General features: G+C 69.2%; 9 protein-coding genes. 3 read left to right on the top strand and 6 right to left on the bottom strand.

The annotated features are described in order from the left end of the window. Nucleotides 1-161 precede the first annotated feature (161 nt). On the top strand, nucleotides 162-599 hold the full coding sequence (locus QQK43_RS21720) for a hotdog family protein (RefSeq protein ID WP_502260860.1): 438 nt from the start codon (nucleotides 162-164) through the stop codon (nucleotides 597-599). Between the two features lie 20 nt (nucleotides 600-619). After that, on the top strand, nucleotides 620-1,375 hold the full coding sequence (fabG, locus tag QQK43_RS21715; protein ID WP_284309442.1) for a 3-oxoacyl-ACP reductase FabG: 756 nt from the start codon (nucleotides 620-622) through the stop codon (nucleotides 1,373-1,375). A gap of 15 nt (nucleotides 1,376-1,390) precedes the next feature. Here fabG and QQK43_RS21710 read toward each other — a convergent pair whose 3' ends face one another. The 6 genes from QQK43_RS21710 to QQK43_RS21685 are packed head-to-tail and all read right to left on the bottom strand — an operon-like array spanning nucleotide 1,391 to nucleotide 7,103. After that, nucleotides 1,391-2,575 carry a cation:proton antiporter gene (locus tag QQK43_RS21710; RefSeq protein ID WP_284309441.1) on the bottom strand — a complete coding sequence of 395 codons (1,185 nt, stop codon included), beginning with the start codon at nucleotides 2,573-2,575 and terminating at the stop codon, nucleotides 1,391-1,393. Further along, nucleotides 2,572-3,327, bottom strand: a complete 756-nt coding sequence (locus QQK43_RS21705; protein ID WP_284309440.1) for a class I SAM-dependent methyltransferase — start codon at nucleotides 3,325-3,327, stop codon at nucleotides 2,572-2,574. The genes QQK43_RS21710 and QQK43_RS21705 overlap by 4 nt, the downstream gene beginning before the upstream one ends. Before the next feature lie 23 nt (nucleotides 3,328-3,350). Next, on the bottom strand, nucleotides 3,351-4,145 hold the full coding sequence (locus QQK43_RS21700; RefSeq protein ID WP_284309439.1) for a glycosyltransferase family 2 protein: 795 nt from the start codon (nucleotides 4,143-4,145) through the stop codon (nucleotides 3,351-3,353). Further along, the gene (locus QQK43_RS21695; protein WP_284309438.1) at nucleotides 4,138-4,902 is read right to left on the bottom strand and encodes a lysophospholipid acyltransferase family protein; all 765 of its coding nucleotides are present in this window, start codon (nucleotides 4,900-4,902) and stop codon (nucleotides 4,138-4,140) included. Before QQK43_RS21695 ends, QQK43_RS21700 begins: the two co-directional genes overlap by 8 nt. Continuing rightward, complete coding sequence (locus tag QQK43_RS21690; RefSeq protein WP_284309437.1) at nucleotides 4,895-5,728, bottom strand: MipA/OmpV family protein; 834 nt, start codon at nucleotides 5,726-5,728, stop codon at nucleotides 4,895-4,897. Before QQK43_RS21690 ends, QQK43_RS21695 begins: the two co-directional genes overlap by 8 nt. Before the next feature lie 13 nt (nucleotides 5,729-5,741). Further along, on the bottom strand, nucleotides 5,742-7,103 hold the full coding sequence (locus tag QQK43_RS21685; protein WP_284309436.1) for an NAD(P)/FAD-dependent oxidoreductase: 1,362 nt from the start codon (nucleotides 7,101-7,103) through the stop codon (nucleotides 5,742-5,744). 83 nt (nucleotides 7,104-7,186) lie between these two features. Here QQK43_RS21685 and dnaE point away from each other — a divergent pair, with 83 nt between their 5' ends. Further along, complete coding sequence (gene dnaE, locus QQK43_RS21680; protein WP_284309435.1) at nucleotides 7,187-10,765, top strand: DNA polymerase III subunit alpha; 3,579 nt, start codon at nucleotides 7,187-7,189, stop codon at nucleotides 10,763-10,765. The last annotated feature ends 87 nt before the right edge of the window (nucleotides 10,766-10,852 follow it).

Raw genomic sequence — 10,852 nt, 5'->3', positions numbered from 1 at the left:
GCCGCCGTGGCGCGCCTGCCGCAGGCGGGGCTCGAAGCGCTGCGCCAGGCGTTTCCCGCCTTGCGCCTGCTGCCGGCGCTGGCCGCGCTGGCGCAGGGCCAGGCGGCCAGCCTGGTCATGGAACAGTTGCCGGGCGAGCCGCTGGACGTCGAGATCGCGCCGTGCTGAACCGCGACTGGATCGCCGCCCACATTCCGCACCAGGGCCGCATGTGCCTGCTGGACGCGGTGCTCGACTGGGACGCCCAGCGCGTGCGCTGCCGCGCCACCGGCCACACCGCCCCGGACCACCCGCTGCGCGAGGCGGGGCGCCTGGGCGTGGCGGCGGGCATCGAATACGCGGCCCAGGCCATGGCCGTGCACGGCGTGTTACTGGCGGCCGATGGCGCGCCGCTGGGCGTGGGCTACCTGGCCAGCGTGCGCGGAGTGCGCCTGCACGCGGACCGCCTGGACGACGTGGCCGACGACTTGCTGGTGCAGGCCGAACGCCTCTCGGGCGACGACAGCGTCATCCTCTACCAGTTCACCGTGTCGGCTGCGGGCCGCTGCCTGCTCGAAGGCCGCGCCTCGGTGGTGCTGGACGCGGCCCGTCTGACCTGACCGCATTTCCTTTTGTTGCCATGAACGCTGCCACCGCCCCGACCTCTCCCGCTCCTGTCCGCCGCGCGCTGGTCACCGGCGGCAGCGGCGGCATCGGCGCGGCCATCTGCGAGCGCCTGGCGGCCGACGGGCACCACGTCATCGTGCACGCGCACCGGGGGCTGGAGCGGGCCCAGGCGCTGGTCGCGCGCATCCAGGCGCAGGGCGGCCGGGCCGAGGCCATCGCCTTCGATGTGGCCGACCGCGCCGCCACCGCGGCCGGGCTGGAAGCCTTGCTGGCTGCAGGGCCGATCCAGATCCTGGTGAACAACGCGGGCATCCACGACGACGCCGTGTTTCCGGGCATGAGCGGGGCGCAGTGGGACCGGGTGGTCGACGTCTCGCTGGGCGGCTTTTTCAACGTGACCCAGCCGCTGACCCTGCCCATGCTGCGCACCCGCTGGGGCCGCATCATCAGCCTGTCGTCGGTGGCGGCGCTGGCCGGCAACCGCGGGCAGGTCAACTATTCGGCGGCCAAAGGGGCGCTGCACGCGGCCAGCAAGTCGCTGGCGCAGGAGGTGGCCAGCCGCGGGGTCACCGTCAACGTGGTGGCCCCGGGCCTGATCGCCACCGGCATGATCGACGGCCAGTTCGACGCCGACACGGTCAAGCGGCTGGTGCCCATGCAGCGTGTGGGCCAGCCCCGCGAGGTGGCCGACCTGGTGGCTTTTCTGGCCTCGGACCAGGCGGCTTACATCTCGGGCCAGGTGATCTCGATCAACGGCGCCATGCTCTGACGGCGCCGGCCGGGCTCAGGGGGCCCGCCGGTTGGCCAGACGCGGCGCCACCATCGGCGTGGTGAGCATGGTGCTGGCCACGGCCATCAGCAGCAGGGCGGTGAAGCTGGCGCTGGTGATGATCTGGCGGTCCAGCAGGATGTTGGCAAAGATGATCATGATCAGCGCCTTGGTCTGCAGCAGCCAGCCGATGATGGGCGCCTCGCACGCCGGCCAGCCCAGCACCCGGCCGGCCAGGTGCACGCCCAGCAGTTTGCCGGCGACCGTGGCCCCGAGCAGCAGTGCCGCCGCCGCAAAAACCTCGCCGCCACCGACCGACCAGCCGGTGCGCAGGCCGGTGGACAGGAAGAACACCGGCATCAGCACCAACAGCACGTGGTGGCGCAACTGGTCCAGCCGCGCCTGGTCGAACCAGGCCGCTTCCAGCACCGCACCGGCCAGAAACGCGCCCACCATGTAGTGCAGCCCGGCCCAGTCGGCGGTGAAGCCGCACAGGGCCAGCCAGATCAGGGCCACGTGCCAGCGGTCGGCCTCGGGCAGCCGCACCATCAGGCGGCGAAACCCCCAGGCGGCCAGGGCAAAGCCGGCCAGGAACAGCGCCTGCCGGCCGACCCGGTTCCAGTCCATGAGGATCAGGGCCAGCAGGCCCCAGACGGCGATGTCGTCCAGGCTGGCGTAGCGCAGGATGCGCTGGCCCAGCGGCTGGCGCAGCAACTGCAGCTTTTCCATCAGCAGGATCAGGATCGGCAACGCGGTCACCGCGCAGGCCATGCCGATGCCCAGCACGAACTGCCAGCCCTGCGCCGCCTCGCCGACCCAGCCGGGCAGGTGCAGCAGCACGCCGGCGGCGGCGCAGCCCAGCAGCAGCGGTACACCCAGTGCCAGTCCGGCCGTGATACCGCTTTCGCGGCGGTGCCGCCAGGCCTGGCCCAGATCGAGTTCGGTGCCGGCGATCATGACGAACAGCATCACCGCCCACAGGGCCAGGCCGTTGAGCGCCTGCACCACGGGCGGCGCAAACACCCAGGCGTGGTAGTCCGGAAACCAGCGGCCCAGCACGCCGGGGCCGAGCAGGATGCCCATGACGATCTGCACCACCACCAGCGGAGCGAAGTAGTCGGTGCGGCACAGCCGCCAGACCAGCCACGGCAGGCTGAAGATGATCAGCATGGCGACGAGGAAGACCTCGTTCGCGCTCATGGTTTTCGGGCGGTGTATTCCCGGAACATGCCCAGGGTCACCGAGCACTTGACGTCGGTGAAACCGGCACGCTGCAGCGCGTCCAGGATCGGTTGCGGGGCCAGGGCGGCTTCGATGGTGTCGCCGTAGTAGCGCCAGAGGCGCTTGATGTCGGCGTGGCGCCCGCTGAGGCGGGCCAGGGCAGGTACCACGGCGCCGATGTGAAAGCCCAGCAGGGCGCGCTGCAGGCGGCTGGCCGGGCGGCTGATTTCCATCAGGCAGACCTGCCCGCCGGGCTTGAGCACGCGCCGGTATTCGGCGAAGGCGCGGTCCAGATCGCCCACGTGCCGCAGCGCGTAACCCATGGAGAGGAAGTCGACCTCCGCGTCGGGCAGCGGAATCGCCTCGGCGTAGGCCTCCAGGGTCTCGACCGACAGTTTCTTCTTCAGCTCGGCCAGCATGCCGGGCGAGGGGTCGAGCGCGATGACCCGGCCGCTGGGGCCGGTCAGCGCGTGCCCGGCCACCGTCACCAGACCGGTGCCGGCGGCGACGTCGAGCAGCGTCATGCCTTCGCGCAAGCCGGCGCGTTGCAGCACCTGGCGCCGGTACCAGGCGCCGCTGCCCAGAGCGGTGAGGCTTTCGGCGTGGTCGTAGCCGCTGGCGCCTTCGTCGAACAGGGCGCGGGTGACGCGCCGGCGTTCGTCTTCGCCCTCGAAATAGCCGCGCAGGCGGTCAGTGTCGACCATGGCGCCCAAGCGCCGGGAATCGTTCATGTTCGGGCTCCCTTCGGTGAATGTCAGGTTCTCTGGCCCGCCTGGCGCAGGCGCCGGGCGATCAGCAGGGGCAGGCGCAGCACGAAGCCCAGGAACAGGCGCGTGTGCATCCCCGTCAGCAGCGCGTTGTCGCGCAGGTATTTGAAGTGGGAAACACCGCCTTCCTCGGCGCTGAGGTAGCGCACGGGGGCGTCGATGTTGATCGGTCGCACACCGGCCCAGCACAGCCGCACCACGGCCTCGGGGTCGAAGTCGAAGCGGCGCATGAAGCGGGTGCCGTCCATGATCCGCCGCAGCGGCGCGATGGGGTAGACGCGGAACCCGTACAGCGAGTCGCCCACGCCCATCCACAGGGTTTCCAGGTTGGCCCAGCCGTTGGACACCTTGCGGCCGTTGACGCGCAGCGCGGGGGCTTCGGGGCCGAACACGGGCTTGCCCAGCACCATGGCGCCGGTCGCCCGCTGCGAGGCGGCCATGAAGGCGGGAATGAGGGCCGCCGGGTGCTGGCCGTCGGCGTCCATCGTCAGCGCATGGGTGAAGCCCTGGGCCTGGGCGCGGCGGATGCCTTCCAGAACGGCGGCGCCCTTGCCCTGGTTGACGGGCAGCTCCAGCACCTGCAGCCCCGGGTCGTCGGCGGCCAGCTCCCGCAGCCGGGCGGTGCTGCCGTCGGTGCTGCCGTCCACCACCACCCAGACCGGGTTCCACTGCTGGCGGGCCTGTCGCACGGTGTCCACGACAGTGCGGCCCGGGTTGTAGCAGGGGATCAGCACCAGGTGGCTGGTGGAGGGGGTGGCTTGCGGCGGCGGATGCTCAGTCATGGCGGGGGGTGGCCAGCTCGGCGCGGAAGTACTGCTCCAGCCCGGCGGTGAAGGCATGGTGTTCGGTCGTGACCTGAAAGCGCTGGCCCAGCCGCGCCGTGCAGCGCAGGGGCAGCACCGGGGGGCGCCAGAGCGGCCAGTCCTTGCCCAGGTAGGGCGTGGAGAACTCCAGCAGCACGGTCTGCAGCGGCACACCGGAGCGGCGGGCGATCAGCGCCGCCGTCGGGTCGAGGGGGTCGAGCGGAAAGTGCTTCGTGCGCGAGCTTTCGGGAAACAGCACCAGTTGCGCGCCTTCGGCCAGGCTGCGGCAACTGCGTTTGACGATGTGGTGGGCGCTGCCGTTGCCGACATAGCGCGCCAGCCGGGCCGCAGCCCCGAAGAGCAGGTTGTCGAGCAGGCTGGCCTTCATCACGCACACCGCGTTGGGCAGGCGCGACGCGAGCAGCACCGCGTCGAGCAGCGAGGGGTGGTTGGCCACGATGATCAGCGACTTTTCGTCGCGCAGCCGGTCCAGCGCATCGAGTTCGAAGCGGCAGGCGCACAGCAGCGACAGCAGGCCCAGGTAGAAGCGGAAGGCGCACGCGATGACGCGGCGGCCCAGCCACTGGCCGGCCCGGCGCGGCAGCAGCGGGTGCAGCACCGCGGCGAAGGGCAGCCAGGTCAGGCACAGCAGCGCCAGGCTGCCCAGGCCGACCAGCATGGCCAGCCGTTCGTAGAGCGGCCACAGCGGCCCGCGCTGCCGGGCGCGCTCAGTCATCGGCCACGACGCGGGTGGACGACTGGCCGAGGATCCAGGAGATGGCCACCCCGCCCGCCACGTAATGGCGGGTGCGCACCAGTGGGCTGTCGGCGAAGGTGGCGCCGGACAGGTTGTCGTAGCGCAGGAATGCGCCGATCCAGTAGCGGTCGTAGCGCCGCGAGATGGCCGCCAGGTACTGCATGCCGGCAAACCCGGCACCGGCGCGGTAGGCCGGCCGGTCGGGGGTGGCGTAGGCGGCATCGACGCCATAGAAGTACTGGTGCTGGCGGCGGTCGCCGAACAGCGGGCCGGCCTGAAGGCCGACGTTCCAGCCCGGCAGGCCGGGCAGGTCCTGCAGGTCGAGATTGAGCTTGGGGTGGAACACCCAGCCGATGTTGCGCACGTCGCGGTCCAGGGTGTGGGCCACGCGCAGCGGCAACTGGAGCTTGAGCTGCCGGCGCTGGTTCTCGGCGGTCCAGAGCGTGAGGTCCAGTTCGGGGCCGATCTCGAAGTTGGCTTCCAGGTCGGGCATGCCGGCGCGGGCGTCGATGCGGCGGCTCGGGGCCGGCGGCGAGAGCGCGCCCGAGACGGTCAGGTCGACCCGGTCCGAGGCGAACAATTGCCCGCGCACGCCGTGGCGGTCGGCCTTGAGAAAACGGCCGTGGTAGATGAAATACGGGGTCGGCAGCACGTACTGCTGGGACTGGTCGGACCCCCGGTAGGCCGGGAAACTGACCGCGCCCACGCCCAGGCCGACTTCCCAGAGGGGCTTGTCCTCGGCGGCAAAACCGGTGCGGGCCAGCGCCAGGGCCACCAGCACACAGGCAAAAGATGAACGCTTCATGGGGCTTCAGGCCTCAGGTGGAGACGGCCGGGTCGTCGACCGGGCGGATGTTGGCGCGCCGACGCCGCCAGGCCGCGAAGGCGCGGCGCGGCTGCAGCAGGTTGGAGCTGTAGTACAGCCCTTTGAACAGCCACAGGGAGCGCCAGATCGGGGTGGTGCCGAAGACATCGCCGGCCAGCACCGACAACAGCGCCTCCTTCATGCGCAGCACGTTCTTCGGGTACATGAAGAAGTCCCGCATGATGGGGGTGGTGACCCGGTAGATGAACCACGAGAACTCGCGCGGACCGTGGCGCATGGCGCGGTCGAAGCGGCGCATCGCGGCCGCCGCCTGGGCCGGCTGGCGCAGGCAGGTGTCGACCGTTTCGGCGCCGATCACGCCGCTGTGCATGGCCAGCCACACGCCGGAGGAGAACACCGGGTCGATGAAGGCGAAGGCATCGCCCAGCATCAGATAACCGGGGCCGTGGTTGCGCTCGGCGACGTAGGAGAAGTTGCCGGTGGCTTCCACCGCGGTCATGCGCTCGGCCTGCGCCAGCCGCTGCTGCAGCTTGGGGCAGGTGGCGATGTTGTCCATCAGGAACTGGTCGAGGCTGCGGCCCTGGCGGGTCTTCATGTGGTAGGGCCAGGTCACCATGCCCACGCTGGTGGTGTCGTCGGTCATGGGGATGAACCAGAACCACCCGTGCTCGAACCAGAAGATGGAGATGTTGCCCTCGCTGGCGCCTTCGTGGCGGCGGGCGTGGCGGAAGTGCGCGTAGACGGCGGCGCTGTTGTGGCGCGGGTTGCGGTGCTTGATGCGCAGCCGGCTGGCCATGAAGGTGTCGCGCCCGGAGGCGTCGATCAGGAAGCGTGCCTGCCAGACCACCTCGCTGCCGTCGTCGCGCCGCGCGGTCACCCGGGCCTGGTGCCGGGCGTCGAATTCGACCGCCGTGGCCCGCGTGCCCTCGTGCACCTCGGCGCCGCGACGCACCGCGTTGCGCAGCAGCACCTGGTCGAATTCGGCGCGCTTGACCTGGTAGGCGGCGGGCATGGACTTGTCCCAGGCTTCGGCGAACAGAAAGGTCTGGGTGTGTTCGTGGTGGGGCGAGACGAACTCCGCACCCGGCTTGTGCATGCCGATGGCCCGGATCTCGTCGGCGATGCCCATGCGCTCGAACAGCGGCAGGTTGGCCGGCAGCAACGATTCGCCGATGTGGAAGCGCGGGTGCCGGTCCTTGTCGAGCACCACCACGTGGTGGCCTTTTTCGGCCAGCAGGGCCGCCACGGTCGAACCGGCCGGGCCGCCTCCGATCACCAGCACGTCGCAGGGCAGGCTGGCAGAAGGCTGGGGCGCGTGCGCAGGAGCCGGGTCGGTCGGGGAGGAGGCGGTCATCGGTGGCTTGGGAGGTGGCGATCTGTCCGGATAATACCTGCGGCATTCCGCCATCCGGTACGGTGCGGTGGCATCATCGCGGCATGTTTGTTCACCTGCGTCTGCATACCGAGTTTTCCGTGGTCGATGGCACCACACGCATCGACGAGGTGGTGGCCGCCGCTGCGGCCGACGGCCAGCCCGCCCTGGGCATGACCGATCTGCACAACCTGTTTGGCGGGGTCAAGTTCTACAAAACCGCCCGGGGCGCGGGCGTCAAACCGGTGCTGGGCGCCGAAGTGGCACTGCAGGGGTTCGGCATCGAAGCCGGCGGCCCGCCCGGGCTGCCGTCGGCCGGCCCGCAACTGCCACCGCCGCGGGTGCTGCTGCTGGTGCAGGACAAGCAGGGCTACCTGAACCTGAGCGAGCTGATTGCGCGCGCCTGGACCAGCAACGTGGTGCGCGATGTGCCGCTGCTCAAGCGGGAATGGCTTGAAGAGCTGGGCGCCGGGCTGATCCTGATCGCGGGCGCCCAGGCCGGGCCGGTCGGGCAGGCGCTGATGGCCGGTGACGCCGCGCGCGCCGCCGATGTGGCGCTGCAACTGGCGGGCCTGTTTCCTCACCGGTTTTACATCGAGTTGCAGCGCGCCGGTCGCGCCGACGACGAGCGCCATGTGGCCGCCGCCGTGGAACTGGCGGCTCGCTTGCGCCTGCCCGTCGTGGCCACGCACCCGGTGCAGTTCCTGGAGCCCGACGATTACGAGGCGCACGAGGCGCGGGTGTGCATTGCCGAAGGGGAAATCCTGGGCAACAGCCGGCGCATCCGCCGGTTCACGCGCGAGCAGTATTTCAAGTCGGCGGCCGAGATGGCCGCGCTGTTTGCCGACCTGCCATCGGCCGTGGCCAACACGGCCGAGATCGCCAAACGCTGCAACCTGACCCTGGTGCTGGGCAAGCCGCAGTTGCCGAACTTCCCGATCCCGCCGGTCAACGGGCAGGTGCTGTCCACCGAGGACTATTTCCGCCACGTCTCCTTCGAAGGGCTGGAAGGGCGCCTGAAGCACCTGTTCCCCGACGAGGCGGTGCGTGAGAAAGAGCGCCCGCGCTACGTGGAGCGGCTGGAATTCGAGCTCAACACCATCCTGAAGATGGGGTTCCCGGGCTACTTCCTCATCGTGTCGGACTTCATCCAGTGGGCCAAGGAAAACGGCTGTCCGGTGGGGCCGGGCCGGGGCTCGGGTGCCGGTTCGCTGGTGGCCTATGCCCTGCTCATCACCGACCTGGACCCGCTGCAGTACAACCTGCTGTTCGAACGCTTCCTGAACCCGGAGCGGGTGTCCATGCCCGACTTCGACATCGACTTCTGCCAGGCCAACCGCGACCGGGTGATCGATTACGTGAAGGACCGCTACGGCAAGAACGCGGTGAGCCAGATCGCCACCTTCGGCACCATGGCCGCGCGCGCGGCCATTCGCGACGTGGGTCGCGTGCTGGACCTGTCCTACGGCTTCTGCGACGGCATCTCCAAGCTGGTGCCCAACAAGCCGGGCATGAGCGTGACGCTGCAGTACCCGCCGGTGCCCAAGAAAGAAGGCGACAAGAACAACTACGCCATCGAGATGGAGCCCATCCTGGCAGAGCGCATCGAGAAGGAGGAGGAAGTCCGGACCCTGATCGAGCTGGCGCAGAAGCTCGAAGGCATGACGCGCAACATCGGCATGCACGCCGGGGGCGTGCTGATCGCGCCGGGCAAGCTGACCGATTTCTGTCCGCTCTACATGCAGCCGGGCAGCGAATCGGCGGTGAGCCAGTACGACAAGGACGACGTCGAAGCCATCGGCCTGGTGAAGTTCGACTTTCTGGGGCTGGCCACGCTGACCATCCTGGAGATCGCGCGCGAGTTCATCATGAAGCGCCACAAGGGCCAGGAGCACTTCCGCTTCGAGGACATCCCGCTGGACGACAAGGCGGTCTACGCGCTGTTCTCCAAGGGCCAGACCGAAGCCGTGTTCCAGTTTGAAAGCCGCGGCATGCAGGGCATGCTGCGCGACGCCAAGCCCAGCCGGCTGGAAGACCTGATCGCGCTGAACGCGCTGTACCGGCCGGGCCCGATGGACCTGATCCCCAGCTTCGTGGCGCGCAAGCACGGGCGCGAGACGGTGGACTATCCGCACCCGGCCGTGGCCGAGATGCTGAGCGAGACCTACGGCATCATGGTCTACCAGGAACAGGTGATGCAGACCGCGCAGATCCTGGGCGGCTACTCGCTGGGCGGCGCCGACTTGCTGCGCCGCGCCATGGGCAAGAAGAAGGCCGAAGAAATGGCCGAGCACCGCGAGAAGTTCCGCGCCGGTGCCCTGGCCACCCACGGCATCACCCAGGAGAAGGCCGACGAGGTCTTCGATCTGATGGAAAAGTTCGCGGGCTACGGCTTCAACAAGTCGCACGCGGCCGCCTACTCGCTGCTGGCCTATCACACGGCCTGGCTCAAGGTCCACTACACCGCCGAGTTCTTCTGCGCGAACATGACGGTGGAAATGGACGACACCGACAAGCTCAAGGTGTTGTGGGAAGACGCGCTGAAGATGGGCATCAGCTTCGAGCCGCCCGACGTCAACCGCGGGGTTTACCGCTTCGAGCCGGTGACCGACAAGGTGGTGCGTTATGGGCTGGGCGCGATCAAGGGCACGGGCCAGCAGGCCATCGAAGCCATTGTGGCGGCCCGCGAAGGTCGGGGCGAAGGCCCCAACGGGCAGGAAACCGGCCCCTTCACCAGCCTGTTCAATTTCTGCCTGCGGGTGGACCGCTCGCGTCTGAACAAGCGCACGGTGGAAGCCCTGGTCAAGGCCGGCGCGTTTGACGCCCTGCACCTGAACCGGGCCGAACTGCTGGCATCGATCGACGTCGCTTTCGAATACGCCGCCGCCACCCAGGCCAACGCCAACCAGGGTGGCCTGTTCGACATGCTGGGCGACGACGGGCACGGCTCCAGCACCCAGGAGCCCGACCTCGTGACCACCGTGCCCTGGGGCGTCAAGGAGTGCCTGTCGCACGAAAAGACCGCCATCGGCTTTTACTTTTCGGGCCACCTGTTCGACGAAGTGCAGGCCGAAGTGCGCCGCTTCGTGCGCACGGCGCTGGCCGACGTGAAGGAAAGCCGCGACCCGGTGCTGCTGGCCGGCATCGTGTCGGATTTCCGGGTCATCAACGGCCAGCGGGGCAAGCTGGCGTTTTTCAAGCTCGATGACCGCTCGGCGGTGTTCGAGGTCAGTGCCGACGAGAACCTGATCAACCTGCACCGCAACCTGCTCAAGGAAGACGAGCTGATCATCGTGCAGGCACTGGCCCAGCCCGACCGCTTTTCGGGCGGGCTGCGCCTGAAAATCCAGCACATCTGGGACCTGCCGTCGGCGCGCTGCCGTTTCGGCAAGTACCTTCGCGTGGCGGTCAACGGCCACGCCCCGGCGGTGGCGCAACTGGTGCGGGATTTCCCGCCGCGCCGCGAAGACACCGAACAGGGCGATCTGGTGCGTGGATTGCCGGTCCGGCTGGCGCTGCAGCGCCCCGGTGCGCAATGCGAAATGGCGCTGGATGACCGGGCGCTGTTCTTCCCGTCGGACGCCGCGCTGGCCAGCTGGATGGCCCAGGCGCACGAGCGGCGCGCCGAAATCGTGTTCGACTGAGTAACCGTCTTGGAAGTCAAGCGCTGTGAAGCGATTTGTCCCAAGGTTTGCCAGTTCGGACCATGGCATTGAGCGTGGTCAGCAGCT

Source organism: Hydrogenophaga electricum, from assembly GCF_030160815.1.
In the GTDB taxonomy this organism is placed as follows: Bacteria; Pseudomonadota; Gammaproteobacteria; order Burkholderiales; family Burkholderiaceae_C; genus Hydrogenophaga; species Hydrogenophaga electricum.
The sequence above is the reverse complement of the archived record's forward strand: the minus strand, read 5'-3'. Positions and strand labels throughout refer to the sequence as shown.

What these genes read in the sequence shown, in the direction of transcription:
- QQK43_RS21700 (WP_284309439.1), bottom strand. Translation starts at nt 4,145, where the DNA reads ATGACTGAGCATCCGCCGCCGCAAGCCACCCCCTCCACCAGCCACCTG.
- QQK43_RS21710 (WP_284309441.1), bottom strand. Translation starts at nt 2,575, where the DNA reads ATGAGCGCGAACGAGGTCTTCCTCGTCGCCATGCTGATCATCTTCAGC.
- dnaE (WP_284309435.1), top strand. Translation starts at nt 7,187, where the DNA reads ATGTTTGTTCACCTGCGTCTGCATACCGAGTTTTCCGTGGTCGATGGC.
- QQK43_RS21695 (WP_284309438.1), bottom strand. Translation starts at nt 4,902, where the DNA reads ATGACTGAGCGCGCCCGGCAGCGCGGGCCGCTGTGGCCGCTCTACGAA.
- QQK43_RS21685 (WP_284309436.1), bottom strand. Translation starts at nt 7,103, where the DNA reads ATGACCGCCTCCTCCCCGACCGACCCGGCTCCTGCGCACGCGCCCCAG.
- QQK43_RS21690 (WP_284309437.1), bottom strand. Translation starts at nt 5,728, where the DNA reads ATGAAGCGTTCATCTTTTGCCTGTGTGCTGGTGGCCCTGGCGCTGGCC.
- fabG (WP_284309442.1), top strand. Translation starts at nt 620, where the DNA reads ATGAACGCTGCCACCGCCCCGACCTCTCCCGCTCCTGTCCGCCGCGCG.
- QQK43_RS21705 (WP_284309440.1), bottom strand. Translation starts at nt 3,327, where the DNA reads ATGAACGATTCCCGGCGCTTGGGCGCCATGGTCGACACTGACCGCCTG.